The following is an 18,296-nucleotide window of genomic DNA, read 5'->3' as shown; positions in this document are numbered from 1 at the left end:
AAAGAGCAGCCTTCGCTGGTCATCCTCGGCAAACAAGCCATCGACAGCGACAACAACCAGACTGGCCAGATGCTCGCCGCCCTCAGCGGTTACGCCCAAGGCACCTTCGCCTCCAAGGTTGAAGTCGCTGGCGCCAAGGTCAACGTAACCCGCGAAATCGACGGCGGTCTGCAGACCGTTGCGCTGAACCTGCCGGCCATCGTCACCACCGACCTGCGCCTGAACGAACCGCGCTACGCGTCTCTGCCGAACATCATGAAAGCCAAGAAGAAGCCGCTGGAAGTTGTTACTCCGGATGCTTTGGGCGTCTCCACCTCGTCCACCGTCAAAACCTTGAAAGTAGAAGCGCCGGCTGCTCGCAGCGCTGGTATCAAGGTCAAGTCGGTTGCTGAACTGGTCGAGAAACTGAAGAACGAGGCGAAGGTAATCTAAATGACTATCCTGGTTATCGCTGAACACACCAATTCTGCCCTGGCTGCTGCCACCCTGAACACTGTGGCTGCTGCCGCAAAAATCGGTGGTGACATTCACGTGCTGGTTGCCGGCGCTGGCGTCGGCACTGCTGCTGAAGCTGCTGCAAAAATCGCTGGTGTTTCGAAAGTGCTGGTAGCCGACAACGCTGCCTACACCAACCAACTGCCGGAAAACGTTGCGCCGCTGATCGCCGACCTTGGCAAGAGCTACAGCCACATCCTGGCCAGCGCTACCTCGAACGGCAAAAACATCCTGCCGCGCGTTGCCGCTGCCCTGGACGTTGATCAGATCTCCGAGATTATCTCAGTAGAAAGCGCCGACACCTTCAAGCGTCCGATCTATGCCGGTAACGCCATCGCTACCGTGCAGTCTTCGGCTGCCGTGAAAGTGATCACCGTGCGTTCCACCGGTTTCGACCCGGTTGCTGCTGAAGGCGGTTCTGCTGCTGTTGAAGCCGTGAGCGGCCCGGCCGATGCAGGCAAGTCGTCCTTCGTGGGCGAAGAGCTGGCCAAGTCCGACCGCCCTGAGCTCACCGCTGCCAAAATCGTCGTTTCCGGCGGTCGTGGTATGCAGAACGGTGACAACTTCAAACACCTGTACGCACTGGCCGACAAACTCGGCGCTGCTGTGGGTGCATCGCGCGCCGCTGTCGATGCCGGTTTCGTACCGAACGACATGCAGGTTGGCCAGACCGGCAAGATCGTCGCACCGCAGCTGTACATCGCGGTCGGTATCTCCGGTGCCATCCAGCACTTGGCGGGCATGAAGGACTCCAAAGTCATCGTCGCCATCAACAAAGACGAAGAAGCGCCGATCTTCCAGGTTGCCGATTACGGTCTGGTTGCGGATTTGTTTGAGGCGATTCCAGCGTTAGAGCAAACCATTTGAGCTGCGGCGCCGAGCTATTGCCCGGCGCCAAAGTGGTTCTTAGCCCTTAATCCAGTTGCCGTCGGTTTGCGCGTCAATGGCGATATTGAAGGTCTGGATATACCCCGACAACATCCGGTAGTAGCCGAGCACAATAATGGCGTCGCTCAATTCCTGAAGCGAGAAGTGCTTTTGCGCGTGTTTGAACAGTACGCCCGGCGCCTTGCCCTGCTCGAGAATGGCCTGGCCAAAGCGCAGCAACACGCGCTCGTCTTCCTTAAACACCTGCATATCGTCCAGCCGGTTTTCAGCAATGGCCATAAATTGCTCGGGGCGCACGCCGGCCACCTGTGCGATGGATACGTGCTGTTCCCATTCGTAGGCCACCTGCTCGTGAGCAGCCACCAGTAGCACCATCAGCTCCTTGTGGTAATCGGAGATCGTCAGGTCTCTGAATATGGCGTTGGTCAAATCAATCATGGAAACAAACGCGCCAGGGCTGTAGCCCAGCATGCGAAAGAAATTAACTTTGGTGGGGAGCTTCTCGAACGTGTCGCGCACGTCTTCCGGCAGCTGTGTGAAGTCGGGGTAGTCGATTTCAACGGTTGAACTGATTGGGTCGTTGGAACGGGTAGGATCGGCCATCAGGCACTCCTGGAGGGTCACGTCGACGGGAGCGCGGAGGGTTGCCGCGCAGGCCTACCAATGGAACTTGCTGCCAACCCAAAGGTTCAGCGTAATGCGGGCGCCGGCGCGTAATAGACCTTTGCACGAGCTGGTGGTAATCAACTAGTTGTAAGACCCCTTACCCGGCATATGAATGCCATGCTGACTCACCCGTCGATACAACGTAGCCCGAGAAATTCCCAGCTCCTGTGCCGCCAACACCGGCTTCCACCGATTGCGCACCAACGCATCGATCAACGCCTGCCGCTCAGGACTTCCCGCGGTGGTTTCCACGGCAATTGCCGGCGCGTTCACGCCCAGCGTGATAGGCAAATCGCCTACCCCAATAACCTGCCCAGCACACACCGCACACGCATACCGCAGTGCATGGTGCAGCTGGCGCATATTGCCCGGCCAGCTGTGGTTCAACAGCATTTCCAATGCCGCATCGCTTAGGCCGAAACGTTCGCCGGAGCGCTCGCATTCTTCGTCGAGCAGCTTGTTAATCAGCGCCAGTTTGTCGGTGCGTTCACGCAGCGGTGGGATTTCGAATCGGGCACCGCTGAGGCGGAAGTAGAGGTCTTCGCGAAAGGTGCCTTGTTCGACCAGGGCTGCCAGGTCGCGGTGGCTGGCGCAGACCACTTGGATATCGATGGATTGCGGGCGGGAGGCGCCCAGAGGCGACACCTCGCCTTCGCTTAATGCGCGCAGCAGGCGGGTTTGCAACATCAACGGCATGTCGCCAATTTCGTCGAGGAACAGGGTGCCGCCGTCGGCTTGTTGCAGCAGGCCGCGCATGCCTTTGCTGTTGGCGCCGGTGAAGGCGCCGGCGGTGTAGCCGAACAGTTCGCTTTCGATCAGGTTCTCTGGAATGGCGGCGCAGTTAACGGCGACGAAGGGTTTGTCTTTGCGTTTGCTCGCTTTGTGCAGTTGCAGGGCGAAGTGTTCTTTTCCGGCGCCGGTTTCGCCGTGGATAAGCACGGGAAGGCCGCGGTCTTTTACGCGTACGGCCAACTCAAGCGCTTGGGCGACTTTGGGGTCGAGGGCTTCGACGACTTTGCTGGTGGCCGGAACGAACGTTGAGCGCCGTGGGGCTTTGAGACGTACGTGTAAGTCGAGGGTTGGCAGGTAGTGCACGCTGTCGTCGCTGGCGTTTGGCAGACGCGCCGAGGCGAAGGCTTCCTGGGCGGTAAGCGGTATGCGGCCATGGCGTTGAATCAGTAAGCGGCGGGCGGCGGGGTTTAGGGCTTGGATAACGCCGTCGCTGTTCCAGGCGAACAGGAACTGGGGCTGGCTGTCGACGTAGCCGGGCAGGGCGTGGGCGCGCAATACCCAGAGGTCCTGGGTGCTGTACATGAAGTAGGCGTTTTCGATTTCGGCGGCGCTCTGGATCACCATTTGCCGAATCAGGTGTTGGCTGCGGCGGTCGTCGGGGGAGCGGATGGCGGACACGTCGAGCACGGCGAACAACTCGCCGCTGGGGGAAAACACCGGGGCGGCGGAGCAGGTGTTGCCGATGAAGGCGGCGCGAAAGTGGTCGTGTTTGTGCACGGTGATCGGTTGCTTGTCGACCAGTACTGCGCACACGGCGGTGGTGCCTTCTTCGTCTTCGGTCCAGCAGGTGCCAAGGTCGATACCGGCGCGGCGGTATTCGCCTTTGATGGTGGAGTCGATGCAGTAGTCGACGGTGCAGCCGAGGGTGTCGGTGAGCATCACGCAGTAGTCGGCGTCGCGCACCCGGTGGTGTAGGCGGCCAATCTCATCGCCGGCCAGGCGCAGGAAGTCGTCGATGCGTTGGCGGTGCTCGTTGAGCTGGTGGGCTTCAAGCACGCGCGGGCCCTGCAATGAACCGGGGTCAACTTGATGCAGTACGGAGCGGCGCCACGAGTCAACAATGCTGCTGGGTAGCGGCAGGGTCGGGGCGCTTTGGGCAGTGCGTAGCACTCGGCTCACGTGTTCGTTGTGAGCTTTTGAGTAACCAGAGGACATATAACCTCCGCGTGGTCGTTCTTATTTTTTGTAGGACACATTTAATGCCCGTTAACTCCGTGCGACAAGCGGATTCGTTTTACGCCATGTGCGCGAGACATAACGTCTCAGCGTCTCTCACCGTCTCGATTGGGCCGAGACATAACGTCTTATCCGCTGCCTGCCGTCCCTTACCGTCCTCTGGCAACAAACCTCTCTAGCACGGCGCTTTCGCGCGTATTTATCGATGTTGGCATCTGCCTTGCTCAAGCCTGTCTCAGCGAGCCGACATGAGCGGCCGCACTCAACAACAATAACTAGAGGCATGTCATGAGCGAATCTAACGCTGTCAATTTCTCCCTGGTCGGCAAAGTTGCCTTGGTGACAGGTGCCGGTCGTGGCATTGGCCAAGGCATTGCACTCAGCCTGGCCAACGCTGGCGCCGACCTGGTGCTCGCCGACTACGACATCAACATTGCTGAAGAAGCCGCCGCTGCCGTTCGTGCGCTGGGTCGTCGCGCCGTGGCGTTGCAGGTGGATGTCGGTCAACCGGAAAGCGTGAAAGAAATGATCGAGCAAGTGCGTGAGCACTTCGGTCGGCTGGATGTCGCCGTAAACAACGCTGGCGTAGTGAGTTTGGGTAAGGTCGAAGAGCTTGCCGTCAGCGAGTGGGACCGCATCATGAATATCAATGCACGTGGCGTGTTCCTCTGCTGCCAGGCCGAGCTGCGGCTGATGCGTGAGAACAAGTTCGGCCGCATCATCAATTTGGCCTCCATCGCCGGCAAGGTCGGTTTCCCGGACCTGTCCCACTACAGCGCCTCCAAATTCGCTGTTATCGGTTTCTCCAACGCGTTCGCCAAAGAAGTCGCCCGTGAAGGCATCACCGTCAATGCACTGTGCCCGGGTGTGGTGGGCACTGGCATGTGGCGCGGTGAAACCGGCTTGTCCGGCCGCTGGGCAGAGCCGGGCGAGACCGAAGAGCAATCGTGGGAGCGCCATCAGTCAGCGCTGTTGCCACAGGGCGAAGCGCAAACCGTCGAGGACATGGGGCAACTGGCGGTGTACCTCGCCTGCGCACCGCACGTCACCGGCCAGGCCATCGCAGTGGACGGCGGCTTCTCGCTGTAACTGAGCGAGCGGGGCGCCACTGCCTCGCTCAATTCAACTATCGAGTTCGAATTTCCCTGATCAGCCGATCGGGGAGGCGGCATCGGCTTGCCTGCGGTTCGGCTTAGTGAGGGTTCGCTAAGGCACGGCAGGCGCAAGGATCAATTAGGAGAACACAATGACAACTACAGTTCTGGCTAAACGTTCGGTAGGCACCGACGTCATCAACTACGACGCCATCATCATCGGCGCCGGTTTCGGCGGCATCTACATGCTGAAGAAACTGCGCGATGAACTGGGCCTGAACGTGCGTGCTTTCGACAAAGCCGGCGGCGTCGGCGGCACCTGGTTCTGGAACCGCTACCCAGGCGCTCTGTCCGACAGCGAAACCTTTGTGTATTGCTTCTCGTGGGACCGTGAGCTGTGCCAGGAGTGGGACATCACCACTCGTTACGTCGACCAGCCGCAAATTCTCTCCTACCTGAACCACGCCGTGGACCGCCACGACCTGCGTAAAGACATTCAGCTGGAAACGGCGATTACCTCGGCCGTATTCGACGAAGAAACCAGCCGTTGGGCCGTGACCACCGACGATGGCCATCACTACAGCGCCAAGTACCTGGTAACTGCACTGGGCCTGCTGTCGGCCACCAATGTGCCGAACATCAAGGGGCTCAACCAGTTCAAGGGCAAGCAATACCACACCGCCCACTGGCCGGCCGATGCGTCGTTGGAAGGCAAGCGTGTAGGCGTGATCGGCACCGGTTCCACCGGTTGCCAGGTGATCACCGCCATCGCGCCAATCGTTGGCCATCTCACTGTGTTCCAGCGTTCAGCGCAGTACACCGTACCGGTTGGCAACGGCCCGGTGGGTCGTGAGTACGTCGCGCACATCAAGAAAAACTACGACGAAATCTGGAAGGAAGTGCGCTCTTCACGCCTGGCGTTCGGCTTTGAAGAAAGCAACATCCCGACCATGAGCGTGTCGCCGCAAGAGCGTAAGCAGATTTTCCAACACGCCTGGGACACCGGCGGCGGCTTCCGCTTTATGTTCCAGACCTTCAACGACATCGCCACCGACGAGCAAGCCAACCTCGAAGCGCAGAACTTTGTGCGCGGCAAGATTGCCGAAATCGTTAAAGACCCGGAAACCGCACGCAAGCTGATGCCGAAGGACTTGTATGCCAAGCGCCCGCTGTGCGACAGCGGCTACTACGCCACCTTCAACCGTCCGAACGTGGCCCTGGTTGATGTGAAAGCCAACCCCATCGAAGAAATCACCGAGAAGGGTATTCGCACCGCCGACGGCGTGGAGCACGAGTTGGACGTGCTGGTATTTGCCACCGGCTTCGATGCGGTAGACGGCAATTACAAACGCATTGATATCCGCGGTCGCAACGACGTGAGCATCGCTGACCACTGGAGCGACGGTCCTTCCAGTTACCTGTCGGTGGCCACCTCGAACTTCCCCAATATGTTCATGATCCTTGGCCCCAACGGCCCGTTCACCAACTTGCCACCGACCATTGAAACCGAGGTGGAATGGGTGTCCGAAATGATCGGTTTTATGGAAGAGAACGAATTGGCGTGCATGGAAGCCGATGCGCAAAGCGAGCACGACTGGGGCGTTACCTGCCGCGATATCGCCGACCAAACCCTGTTTGCCAAAACCGATTCGTGGATCTTCGGCGCCAATATTCCCGGCAAAACCAACTCGGTTTATTTCTACATGGGCGGCCTGGGGCCGTTCACCGACATCCTCACTGAGGTGAAGAACGAGGATTACCGCGGCTTCAAGTTCAAAGGCCTGGCGCTGTCGGGTAAGTACGCAAAGAAAGCGCTGCACTAAGTAGCCCTGAGACTGAGTGAGATAAACCGCACCTGTCCTGGCGTAACTCGGGACAGCTGTGTTCGCCCAGCGGCCGCAAGGCCCTGGGCAACCCATGGAGAACCTGCAGTGAACTTGAACAAGCCCGAATTATTCCGTGAACAGGCCTACATCGATGGTCAGTGGCTGGCTGCCGACAGCGGCGCCACGATCACGGTAACCAACCCGTCTAGCAATGCGGTGATCGGCCATGTTCCGCGTATGGGCGGCGCTGAAACCCGTCGTGCCATCGAGGCGGCCGAGCGCGCTTTACCTGCCTGGAAAGCCCTGTCGGCCAAAGAACGCGCGAGCAAACTGCGCCGCTGGTTTGACCTGATGATCGAACATCAGGACGACCTGGCGCAGATCATGACCCTTGAACAAGGCAAACCACTGGCCGAAGCCCGCGGCGAAATTGTGTTCGCGGCGTCCTATATCGAGTGGTACGCGGAAGAGGGTAAGCGCGTCTACGGCGACGTGATTCCAGGCTCGCCAGACAAACGTCTGCTGGTTCTCAAGCAGCCGGTGGGCGTGTGCGCGGCCATCACACCGTGGAACTTCCCTAGCGCCATGATTACCCGCAAGGCAGGCCCTGCACTCGCCGCCGGCTGCACCATGGTGATCAAACCGGCTTCGCAAACGCCGTTTTCCGCTCTGGCGCTGATGGTGTTGGCCGAGCAGGCCGGCATTCCAAAAGGGGTGTTGTCGGTAGTGCCGGGTTCGGCGGTAGAGATTGCCGAAGAGCTGACCAGCAACCCGGTGGTGCGCAAGATTTCGTTTACCGGCTCCACCGAGATCGGTCGCACCATCATGGAAAAATGCGCCCACGACATCAAAAAAGTCTCGCTGGAACTGGGTGGCAACGCGCCGTTTATTGTGTTTGAAGATGCCGATCTGGATGCCGCCGTAGACGGTGCCCTGGCTTCTAAATTCCGTAACGCCGGGCAGACCTGCGTGTGCGCCAACCGCCTGTACGTGCACGACAAAGTGTACGACGCCTTCGTCGACAAGCTCGCCGCTGCGGTGGGCGCACTGAAAACAGGTGACGGCTTCGAGGCCGGCACCACCCTTGGCCCGCTGATCGATGAAAAGGCGGTGGCCAAGGTTCGCCAGCATATCGACGATGCTCTGGAAAAAGGCGCCAAGGTTTTGCAAGGCGGGTCTGCTCATCAACTGGGCGGCAATTTCTTCCAACCGACCATTCTGGTCAACGTACCGGACAACGCCCGCGTATCCAAAGAGGAAACCTTCGGCCCGCTGGCCCCGGTGTTCCGCTTCTTCAGCGACGACGAAGTTATCCGCAAAGCCAACGACACCGAGTTCGGCCTGGCTGCGTATTTCTATGCCAGAGACCTGGGCCGTGTGTTCCGTGTTGGCGAGGCGCTGGAGTACGGCATCGTCGGTGTTAACACCGGAATCATTAGTTCCGAAGCCGCGCCATTTGGCGGCATCAAGGCCTCTGGCGTGGGCCGAGAAGGTTCCAAGTACGGCATCGAGGATTACCTCGAGATCAAGTATCTGTGCCTGGCCGGGGTTTGATGGAGCCAGCCTCACTGTCAGGGCATCGCTACCCCTGACAGCGCTCTACCGCTGTTCCTTCTCCAACCGCAGGGCGTGCCCTGCGGTGTGGAAATCGCTGTGTCGTAAAAACATAAAAACAAGGAATACTCGACATGAAAGACCTCTGGCAACTGCCCATCGGGCTCAGCCTGTTCGCCTGCGTTTCTCTACCGGTCACCGCCGCCGACAAAGCCGCTACCTGGGGCTTGGGCGATTGGGGCGGTACCCGTAGCGAACTCCTCGAACAAGGTGTGGACTTCACCATCGGCTATGTCGGTGAAGGCGCAACCAATCTCCACGGTGGCTACAACGATGACCGCACGGCGCGCTACGTCTCGCAGTGGGCATTGGGCACGCACCTGGACCTGCAAAAACTACTCGGCTGGAACGCTGCCGAATTCCAGGTGCTGCTCACCGATCGTAACGGCGACAACCTGTCCAACGACCGCATCAGCGATCCGCGCACCGGCCAATTGAGCTCGGTGCAGGAAGTGTGGGGGCGCGGCAAAAGCTGGCGTCTGACGCAAATGTGGTACCGCCAGCAGTTCCTCGATAAAGCCCTGGATCTGAAGATTGGGCGCATGGGCGTCAACGAAGACTTCAACAGCTTCCCCTGCGACTTCCAGAGCCTGTCGTTCTGCGCCGCACCTATCGGTAACGTCGCCGGCGACGTCTGGTACAGCGGTCCTGTCAGCCAATGGGCGCTGCGCGCCAAGTACAACTTGAACGAGCAGTGGGCCGTGCAAATCGGCGTGTTTGAGCAGAACCCCTCGAACCTTGAACCAGACAACGGCTTCAAATTGAGCGGCAGCGGCACCAAGGGCGCTCTGGTACCGGTTGAGGTGATCTACAAACCCACCGTGGGCGCGCAAGCGTTGCCGGGCGAATACCGCGTCGGCTACTACCACAGCAGTGCCAGCGCCAACGACGTGTACGACGACGTTAACGGCAACCCCCAGGGCATCACCGGCCAGGCCGCCAAAACCCAAAGCAGCAAAAGTGGCTGGTGGGTGATGGGCCGCCAACAACTGACCGCCCGTAACGGCGATGCAGCGCGCGGCCTTAGCGTGTTTGCCAGCGCCACGTTCCACGACAAAGAAACCAGCAGCATCGACAGCTTTCAGAACCTTGGCATGGTGTACGTGGGCCTGTTCGACGCCCGCCCCAAAGATGATTTTGGCTTGGGTATTGCGCGTATCCACGTCAATGACGACGTCACCAAACGTCAGCGCCAAATCAACACAGCCAACGCCATCACCGACTTCGACAACCCGTCGTACGTCCCCGTGCAGCACAGCGAATACAACATCGAGCTCAACTACGGCGTGCACGTTACCGATTGGCTGACCGTGCGCCCCAACGTGCAATACGTCCGGAGCCCGGGCGGCGTTTACGAAGTGGATAACGCCGTGGTAGCTGGCGTGAAACTCCAGGCCAGTTTCTAAACCTTCAGTCCCAACAAACACAAAAAAGGATAACGAACATGAGCAAATCCCAAGGAAAAGTAGCGTTCGTCACCGGCGCCGGCCAAGGCATCGGCGAAGCCATTGCACTGCGCTTGGCAGCGGACGGCTTTGCGGTTGGCTGCGCGGACATGAACATCGAAACCGCCAATCTGGTGGCCGAAAAAATCAAAAAAGAAGGCGGGCGTGCGCTGGCCGTCAAAGTGGATGTGGCTGACCGCGATGACGTGTTCCGCGCTGTGCAGGAAACCGTCGACGGCCTGGGCGACCTGCATGTCGTCATCAACAACGCCGGCATCGCGCCCATTGCACCGATTGAAACCATCACGCCGGATATCTACCGCAAATGCTTCGACATCAACGTCGGCGGCGTTCTGTGGGGCATTCAGGCTGCGGTGAAAGCATTCAGGGCTCTGGGCCACGGCGGCAAAATCATCAGCGCCTCGTCACAAGCCGGGCATGTCGGCAACCCGGATCTAGCCGTTTACGGCGGCACCAAGTTCGCCGTGCGCGGTATCACCCAAACGGCGGCTCGCGAGCTGGCGCCGTTGGGCATCACCGTGAACGCCTACTGCCCGGGCATTGTGGATACGCCAATGATGCGCAAGGTCGCTCAGGACGTGGCCGACAACGCCAACCAAAGCGTGGAGTGGGGCATGGAGCAGTTTGCTCAACACATCACCTTGAAACGCCTATCCCAGCCCAAAGATGTGGCGGCCTGCGTGTCGTTCCTGTCTGGGCCGGACTCGGACTATATGACTGGGCAGGCCGTCATTATTGATGGCGGCATGGTGTTCAACTAACTCCAGTAAAGCGCTCCAGGCATCGCTGAACCCATCGCAGTGACGGATGCCTGGACCAAAATGAGGGTGTGACATGTCCATTACAAAAGGTATTGCATCGCCAGCCAAGTTCCTGGTTCAGGCCGATGCCCTGGTTGACCTGTCTGTGCATGGCAAAGCGTACGGCGCGAAAGCCTATTTGATTTGTGATCAGTTCATTGTTGGCCGGGTGCATGAAAAAGCCATGCCGGGTTTCAACAACGAGCAGGCCGCTGAGGTGGCCGTATTTGGCGGGCAATGTTCAGACAGCGAAATCAACAAGCACGTTGAAGCTGCCCGCAGTTTTGACTATGTCGTTGGTATTGGTGGCGGCAAAACCCTGGACACCGCTAAGGCCGCCGCGCACTTTCTGGGTAAACCGGTACTGATTTTGCCGACGTTGGCGTCTACCGATGCACCGTGCACGGCAATTTCAGTGATTTACAACGACGACGATACATTCAACCGCTACCTGTTTTTGGCCAAGAACCCGGATGTGGTGTTGGCCGATACACGGATCATGGCCGAGCAGCCGCCACGGTTTTTCGCAGCAGGTGTGGGTGATGGTTTGGCCACCTATTTCGAAGCCCGCGCCTGTTACGCCGCCCAGCGTGACAACCTGATTCTGGGCAACGACGGCAAGATGCTTAAGCCAACCTTGATTGGTTTCGCCATTGCCAAAACCTGCTACGAAACCATCAAAAAGTACTCGGCGCAGGCCGCGTTTGCGGTGCGCAGTAAGTCCATTACGGCGGCGCTGGAGAACACCATTGAAGCCACCATCTACATGTCTGCCGTTGGCGCGGAGTCCGGTGGCTGTGCAGCGGCGCACGCGATTCACAACGGCATGACCTTTGTGCATGACCTGCATGGCGCCCAGCACGGCGAAAAAGTAGTGTTTGGCTTGTTCACCCAGTTGGTGATGGAGGCCGCGCCGATGGACGAGATAGAGGAGGTGGTCGATATCGCCATTGCCGTCGGCTTGCCCCTGACCTTGAGCGACCTGGGGCTCAAGCACTTCAAAGAAAGTGAATGGCGACAAGTTGCCCAAGCCGCCTGCGATGTAAACGACACCATGCACAACATGCCGTTTACCGTAACGCCTGAGTTGGTTTACGACGCGATTGTGGCCACCGACGCCATGATGCATTCGTTTAAACAGAAGAAAGGCCTATAGGTGCTCAGCTGTTTGAGCTGCAACTGCACGGGGTACACAGCCAGTCTTCTTCAGCCTGAACACTAGGTGTAGTGTTTTTTGCCGGTCATTTTGGAGATCAAGGTGGCCGGTTTTTTTCGGCTTAAATTTGTTGGAGCCCGCATTTACGAAGTACCGGAAAGCGCTCGCATAGGGTAATGGTAATGCAAGCCCCGGTGATAAGAGCGGCCCGGCAAGTTCTTCTCGCGTTCAGCGTACTAGTTTTTTTCGGATAAACGTCGCGATGTCGGTGATCGAGGCTTTCGCCTCAGGGACGAAATTGTAGAACAGCTGCCATACATGCCACGCACCTGGCCAAACCTTCAGTTCGACCAGCGTGCCGGCTAGCATTGCACGAGTGGCAAAGCTCTCTGAGTCGCTTAACAGGGCTTCATGGGAGCCGACGTGAATCAGCATGTCCGGCAGGCCGCGCAGGTCTGCCAGCAAGGGAGAAATCTCTGGGTTATCGACGCTAGATCCCCTGGCATAGCTGGTCGCGGAATCACGTAGGTAGCCGGTGTCTTTGAAGAAGGGATCAACCTGTCGCAGGGACTCGATGGTTTCTCCCTCAAGCGTTAGGTCGGTCCAAGGTGACAGCAAGGCAATGCACGCTGGTAATGCGCGTAGTTCATTGCGTAAGCGCAGCGCTGCTGCCAGGGCCAGCCCGCCACCTGCCGAATCACCAGCGAATGCCACGTTATCGGCGCTGATATTCAAGGTGGTTTGCAACCATCCAAATGCTGTAACGGCGTCGTCGACAGCTGCTGGATAGGGGTGTTCAGGGGCGAGCCGGTAGTTCAAATGCAACGCACGCACGCCACTGTGTTTGGCAATAAAGGAAACCAGAGAGCGGTGGGTCTCCATCGAGCCAGCGGTGTAAGCGCCGCCGTGCAGGAAAAGTATCGCGCAGTTAGGTATGGCATTGGCCGGGATGACCCACTCGGCGCTCAATGTACCGATAGCCACCGGCTCGAATGTGACACCCCTCGCGGGCTTGAATAGTTTGGTACTGCGCTCCATTCCTGAGCGGCGTTCTTCGAGAGGAACAGCGTTCCTATGGCGGAAGAGCACATGCAGAAGCGTTCGGACAAGAAAACCGCGTAGGCTCATTGAGCAATCCTTTTTATTATTAATCCTTGAACAGCAGCTGAATCACGGTATCGGCATGAGACTCGATTGCTGCAGGCAGCATGGGATCTAAGTTGTGGGTCGACTTGATTTCTGCCGCCAGCATGTAAGGAACCTGCGACATGGAAGTGATCATGTAAAGGAGCGTAATGGGGTTTACATGGGGCCGACCAAGCTTGGCGTTGATCACCTTCACGATTTCCAGCGTCTGTAAGTGCGCAGGGCGTAGATAGGTCTCGGCTATCCACTTCAAGCGTTCTGAACTGCTGATAGATTCCTGAATAAAAAAACGCGCGTGCTCGGGGTGGCGGGCGCAGTAGCGTACATAGTTGCGGATGTACGCCTTAATTTCTGATAAATCTTCAGAAAGACTTTCGATGGAGGGGCGGGGTACTTCCCGTGCCAATCGTTCCATCAGAAACACCGCGCTCTCTCTCCACAGGTTCTCTTTGTCGCCAAAGTAATACCTGATCATCGCGTGGTTTAACTGCGCCTCCTCGGCAATATCGCGCAACGCGACGCCTGCGAATCCATGGATAGCAAACTGCTTTAGCGCGATTTCCATCAGCTGCGTTTTAGTCTGCTCGCTGCGTTCCTGCTTGGTGATTTTTGTGGTCGCCATATTCGCTGATCAATGAGTCGCCATCGGTAGTTGGGCGTTGTACGCCTGGTGTCGAGTATTGACAACAGCAGAAATTCGTGTGAAAACTCACCAAATGGATACTATCCATGCGGATAGCTAATGGCAAGCGTGCTTGGCCTGGCCAAACGCCGAGCACAGAGATTCACAGGAGATAGCTACGCAGAACGGTAAGGCGGACTAGTTCGGACCACACAAAAATAAGATGGCAAAGGACGAGAGATGGATAACAAATACAAGAAAGCTGGCGCACCGGGCTTAATCGGGCTGCAAACGATTGTAGGGATCTCCGCAATCGCGGCGTCGATCAATGCCCACGCATTCACGTTTAACGCGGGCGAAGTTACTGGATCGCTGGATACCACCTTGTCCTACGGACAGCTATGGCGCGTACAGGCTCAAGACAAAGACAACAACGATATCAACGAAAACGACGGCAACCGCTCCTTCGATACCGGCCTCGTATCCGAGGTGTACAAAGTTACTAGTGAGCTACAGGCCAATTACCAGAACTACGGAGTATTCGTCCGCGGTTCGGCCTTCTATGACTCGCAAATCATGGATCACCGCACGGACTACAACAGCAATAACGATCCAAACCAGCCCAGCCAGAACTATCCCGACAACAGCAGCTTCAGCTACGACACCCGACATTCCGCAGGCCGCGATGCCACGTTGCTGGACGCCTATGTATTCGGTAGTTGGGATGTTGCTGACAAGCCGCTAACTGCTCGCCTGGGCCGCCAGGTTTTCAACTGGGGTGAAGGGTTGTTCTACCGTGGCGGCGTGAATACCTCCAACCCTGTGGATGCCACCAAGTATCGACTGCCCGGGTCCGAGATCAAGGAAATCCTGATTCCCCTAGAGGCGTTCAGCTTCAGCCTTGGCCTCACCGATCAGTTGTCGATGGAAGCCTACTACCAGTGGAACTGGCGTGAGACAACGGTCGACCCGGTTGGCACCTACTTCTCGCAAACCGACCTCTTTGCCGACGGAGGCAATACTGCTTACGGCACCGCTGATTCCTTAGCGCCAGTAATGCCATTCTATGGCACGGCAGCGGCGCTTGGCTTGGTGGGTAACGGCCCGTTTGGGGCGAACCCCTATCTTGATCCGAGCACTGGCACGCTCAAGGTGTCAAACATCGGCAGCGATATCAATGCTCGAGACGACGGCCAGTTTGGTGTGGCATTTCGTTATGTCGCCGAGTCTTTGAACGACACTGAGTTCGGTTTCTACTTCGTCAACTACCACGCTACCGAACCGCAGCTTGCGGTCGATTTCGGTACCTACCAGGGTGTGGACTACACCAACCCCTTCTGGGGAGCGTTTCCCGCCGCTGCTCGCCCGGCGCTAGCCAGTATCGACGCAGCCGGCAATGCGATTGCTCGGCGTGAATACCCTGAAGACATCCGTATGTATGGCCTGAGCTTCAGCACTATGCTGGGCGACGCGTCCGTATTTGGTGAAGTGGCCTATCGGCCCAACTTGCCGGTTGCCATCGCCAGCTCTGACCAGGTTGTAGCGGACATCATCACCCAGGGCGCTTCTGGCGTAAGCCAGTTAGCGAACGGTGCCGTGAACGCAAGTCAGGCCTGCACATTGGTGGCCGGTCAGAATCTGTGCCGCGATAACGTGCTGCACAACTACCAGCGCGTTGAAGCGTTTAACACGTCGCTGGGCACCATCTACAACTTCGGCCCGGCACTCACCTTCGACTCATTGATCGGCGTTGCCGAAGTCGCTTCCGAGCACGTTCGCGGTACCAGCCTTACCTACACCGCTTGGGATGGCACCACACGCGACTTCGTCGGCAGCGGCCGCGACACCTTTATGGACCGTGATGCCTACGGCTACACCCTCACAGCGGGTGGTACCTGGAACAACGTCTTTGCTGGCGTAAACCTGTCGCCCTTCGTGGTGTTCAAGAACGATTTCAAGGGCACCTCCAACCAGACCGGGCGCTTTAACGAGGGCGCCAAAGCGCACACCTTGGGCATTAAAGCCAGCTACCTCAACAGCCTTCAGGGCGAACTTCAGTACACCTCGTTTTACGGCGCTGGCGACAGCAACCGTGGCCGCGACCGCGACAACATCGGCGTGAACGTGAAGTACTCCTTCTAAAAAGCCCGCAACGGCTTGCAGCCCATGACGAAATTTGTGGAGAGATCCAATGCTTACCAAACAGGCAGTACTTTGCACGCTCGCTGCGTTCGGCTTTGTCGCTTTGAGTGCCCATGCAGCAGTTCCAAGTTCGGAGATCGCCAAGCTCGGGACCACGCTGACCCCGCTCGGTGGTGAAAAAGCCGGCAACGCCGCCGGCACTATTCCTCCGTGGGAAGGCGGCATAACTAGCGCACCGGAAGGTTATAAAGGCTCTGGTCAGCACCATATCGACCCCTTCCCGAACGACAAGCCGCTGTTCGTAATCGACAAGTCCAATGTCCAGCAATACAAAGCCAACTTGACCGTTGGCCAGATCGCGATGATCAACAGTTACCCAACGACCTTCAAGATCCCGGTCTACACATCCCGTCGAACCGGGTCGGCGCCGGACTGGGTATACAGGAACACCGCCGCCAACGCCGCCACTGCCAAGTTGGTCGAGTCTGGAAACGGCTTTGAAGACGCCTACGCCGGTATCCCTTTTCCTATTCCTCAAAACGGTTTGGAGGCGGTTTGGAACCATATTGCTCGTTATCGTGGGGAGTACATCGTGCGTACCTCGTCCGGCGCTCTGGTGCAGAAAAACGGCAGTTACGCTTTGCTCAAAACTAAGCAGGAGGTCAAGTTCAAGTTCTACGACCGGAAATCTGCCTATAAAGACCTGAACAACATCATGTTCTTCTTCAGTACCGAAACGGTTTCGCCTGCTCGTTTTGCAGGCGAAGCCGCCATCGTCCACGAAACCTTGAATCAGATGACGGAGCCACGAAAAGCGTGGGGCTACACTCCAGGCCAGCGTCGCGTGCGCCGCGCGCCAACATTGAGCTACGACACAGCCACAAGCGGCTCGGACGGCATCGAGACGGTTGACAGCGTGGACATGTACAACGGCTCGCCAGATCGCTACGACTGGAAGCTCCTGGGAAAAAAAGAGATCTACGTTCCGTATAACAACTATGCCCTGACTGCCCAAGGCGTGCGTTATGACGACCTGCTGAAACCGGGGCATATCAACCCCGACCTTACGCGCTATGAGCTGCATCGCGTCTGGGTGGTTGAAGCCACACTCAAGCCAACCAATCGCCACATCTATGGCAAGCGCACCCTGTACCTCGACGAGGATAGTTGGCAGGCCGTAGAAATCGACAACTACGATGGCAAGGGCGAGCTTTGGAACATAGCGGTGGCTTACACCAAGAACTTCTACGACCTGCCCGCAGTGTGGTCGGGCATTGAGGCCTACTACGACATCCAATCGCGGCGCTATTACGTGACTAACCTGGACAGCGAAGAGGTTGAGACCGCCAACATCTCCAAGCCTGTGCCAGAGGATGGTTACTTCGACGCCTCCAGTCTGCGCCGTAAAGGCGTTCGCTAACTAAACCAACGGGGTAGGTGGCGAACGTGGCCTACCCCAACTTTAAGGTGAGTGACTGCGATGTTTTCGGTCGTACGCGAAGAGTTTCAAGCGACCCATTGGTACGTAGCAACGGGGTTGGCGGGATATTGCTGGGAAGCGGTGTCGCCGGTGGCTGTGGTCTTACTACAGCACGGTTATGGCGAGTATGCGTGCCGCTACTACCACCAGCACAGCCGGCTCATTCAGCGGCTAATTGAGCTGAATATATCGGTTTATGCGTTCGACATGCATGGCCACGGTGGCTCGACGGGCAAAAAGGGCGACACCGATATCCGCAAGGCGGTCAGCGAGCATCAGATTGCGCGGCAGATAATCGCAAAAACTCGTTTGCCCCTGTACCTGATTGGGCATTCTTTAGGCGGTTTGGTAACAGCAGGCAGCGTTGCCCAGAATTCAGAAGGGGTGGATGGTGTGGTGTTGCTCAGCCCCGCCATCGTCAATCCGGCGACTGTGATTGGTGACCCGATTCTGATCGCGCTATCGCGCTTGCTGAAGCCATTCCCAGTCACGCACTTGGGAAAACCCGAAGGCCTTAGCAGAGACCCGGCTCAAGTCGAGCGGTTTTTGAAAGACCCTCATTGTTACGCTAAAGCCGCAAATGGACTGCTCGGTATGACCGCCTTATCTGTTTCAAACAGCTGTTGGCGCCGAGCCAAAAATTGGCAAGCACCCGTGCTGCTCTTGCACGGCACCGATGACCAATACACCTCTTGCGATGCCTCCTCTGCACTATTTAAAAAGCTAGCTGTAGAGGACAAGGAGCAGGTGTTGTACGAGGGTTTTAGACACGAACTTTTGAATGACGATGCCGAGAATCTGGTGACTGACAAGCTCATTGGATGGGTACTCAATCGGATATCGGCTCGACTTATCGACGACGCTGAAACCCGCGCTTTTCAATCGGTTTAATCCACGTTTTTCGCATGCGAAGCAATTGTTTCGCTGGGGTTG

At 57.7% G+C, this 18,296-nt stretch carries 14 protein-coding genes and 1 pseudogene; 11 read left to right on the top strand and 4 right to left on the bottom strand.

All coding sequences use genetic code 11. The annotated features are described in order from the left end of the window. Both C8K61_RS03955 and C8K61_RS03950 read left to right on the top strand, forming a co-directional pair. Positions 1-432 (top strand): annotated as a pseudogene (locus C8K61_RS03955) (electron transfer flavoprotein subunit beta/FixA family protein); the annotation flags it as partial. Further along, the gene (locus C8K61_RS03950; RefSeq protein ID WP_108094862.1) at positions 433-1,362 is read left to right on the top strand and encodes an electron transfer flavoprotein subunit alpha/FixB family protein; all 930 of its coding nucleotides are present in this window, start codon (positions 433-435) and stop codon (positions 1,360-1,362) included. It abuts the pseudogene before it with no gap. 39 nt (positions 1,363-1,401) lie between these two features. Here C8K61_RS03950 and C8K61_RS03945 read toward each other — a convergent pair whose 3' ends face one another. Further along, on the bottom strand, positions 1,402-1,986 hold the full coding sequence (locus tag C8K61_RS03945; protein ID WP_108094861.1) for a carboxymuconolactone decarboxylase family protein: 585 nt from the start codon (positions 1,984-1,986) through the stop codon (positions 1,402-1,404). 144 nt (positions 1,987-2,130) lie between these two features. After that, entirely contained in the window at positions 2,131-3,996 is a 1,866-nt protein-coding gene (locus C8K61_RS03940; RefSeq protein ID WP_108094860.1) for a sigma-54-dependent Fis family transcriptional regulator, read from the bottom strand. Between the two features lie 309 nt (positions 3,997-4,305). Between C8K61_RS03940 and C8K61_RS03935 the strand changes: the two genes are divergently transcribed. The 6 genes from C8K61_RS03935 (at position 4,306) to C8K61_RS03910 (ending at position 11,973) form a co-directional block, all read left to right on the top strand. Continuing rightward, positions 4,306-5,106: an SDR family NAD(P)-dependent oxidoreductase gene (locus C8K61_RS03935; protein WP_108094859.1), complete on the top strand. Its 801-nt coding sequence runs from the start codon at positions 4,306-4,308 to the stop codon at positions 5,104-5,106. 157 nt (positions 5,107-5,263) lie between these two features. Beyond that, positions 5,264-6,934, top strand: coding sequence for an NAD(P)/FAD-dependent oxidoreductase (locus C8K61_RS03930; RefSeq protein ID WP_108094858.1), 1,671 nt, complete (start codon positions 5,264-5,266; stop codon positions 6,932-6,934). Between the two features lie 108 nt (positions 6,935-7,042). After that, on the top strand, positions 7,043-8,491 hold the full coding sequence (gene gabD / locus C8K61_RS03925; RefSeq protein WP_108094857.1) for an NADP-dependent succinate-semialdehyde dehydrogenase: 1,449 nt from the start codon (positions 7,043-7,045) through the stop codon (positions 8,489-8,491). Positions 8,492-8,625: 134 nt separating this feature from the next. Beyond that, a complete protein-coding gene (locus C8K61_RS03920) occupies positions 8,626-9,957 on the top strand; it encodes a carbohydrate porin (RefSeq protein WP_108094856.1) in 1,332 nt (443 codons plus the stop codon). 38 nt (positions 9,958-9,995) lie between these two features. Beyond that, complete coding sequence (locus C8K61_RS03915) at positions 9,996-10,778, top strand: (S)-acetoin forming diacetyl reductase (RefSeq protein WP_108094855.1); 783 nt, start codon at positions 9,996-9,998, stop codon at positions 10,776-10,778. Positions 10,779-10,851: 73 nt separating this feature from the next. After that, on the top strand, positions 10,852-11,973 hold the full coding sequence (locus C8K61_RS03910) for a glycerol dehydrogenase (RefSeq protein ID WP_108094854.1): 1,122 nt from the start codon (positions 10,852-10,854) through the stop codon (positions 11,971-11,973). A 228-nt stretch (positions 11,974-12,201) separates the two neighbouring features. On the opposite strand, the gene C8K61_RS03905 is transcribed toward C8K61_RS03910, so the two are convergent. Both C8K61_RS03905 and C8K61_RS03900 read right to left on the bottom strand, forming a co-directional pair. Continuing rightward, a complete protein-coding gene (locus C8K61_RS03905; RefSeq protein ID WP_108094853.1) occupies positions 12,202-13,101 on the bottom strand; it encodes an alpha/beta hydrolase in 900 nt (299 codons plus the stop codon). Positions 13,102-13,120: 19 nt separating this feature from the next. Further along, positions 13,121-13,741 (bottom strand): TetR/AcrR family transcriptional regulator, encoded by a 621-nt coding sequence (locus tag C8K61_RS03900; protein WP_108094852.1) that lies wholly within the window; start codon positions 13,739-13,741, stop codon positions 13,121-13,123. Between the two features lie 240 nt (positions 13,742-13,981). Between C8K61_RS03900 and C8K61_RS03895 the strand changes: the two genes are divergently transcribed. From C8K61_RS03895 to C8K61_RS03885, 3 genes are read left to right on the top strand one after another with little or no spacing between them, the layout of a single operon-like run. Then, complete coding sequence (locus C8K61_RS03895; RefSeq protein WP_108094851.1) at positions 13,982-15,883, top strand: DUF1302 domain-containing protein; 1,902 nt, start codon at positions 13,982-13,984, stop codon at positions 15,881-15,883. A 49-nt stretch (positions 15,884-15,932) separates the two neighbouring features. Continuing rightward, on the top strand, positions 15,933-17,303 hold the full coding sequence (locus C8K61_RS03890; RefSeq protein WP_108094850.1) for a DUF1329 domain-containing protein: 1,371 nt from the start codon (positions 15,933-15,935) through the stop codon (positions 17,301-17,303). A gap of 60 nt (positions 17,304-17,363) precedes the next feature. Then, positions 17,364-18,254, top strand: coding sequence for an alpha/beta fold hydrolase (locus tag C8K61_RS03885; RefSeq protein ID WP_108094849.1), 891 nt, complete (start codon positions 17,364-17,366; stop codon positions 18,252-18,254). The last annotated feature ends 42 nt before the right edge of the window (positions 18,255-18,296 follow it).

The organism is Pseudomonas sp. GV071, assembly GCF_003050835.1.
Classification (GTDB): domain Bacteria; phylum Pseudomonadota; class Gammaproteobacteria; order Pseudomonadales; family Pseudomonadaceae; genus Aquipseudomonas.
The sequence above is the reverse complement of the archived record's forward strand: the minus strand, read 5'-3'. Positions and strand labels throughout refer to the sequence as shown.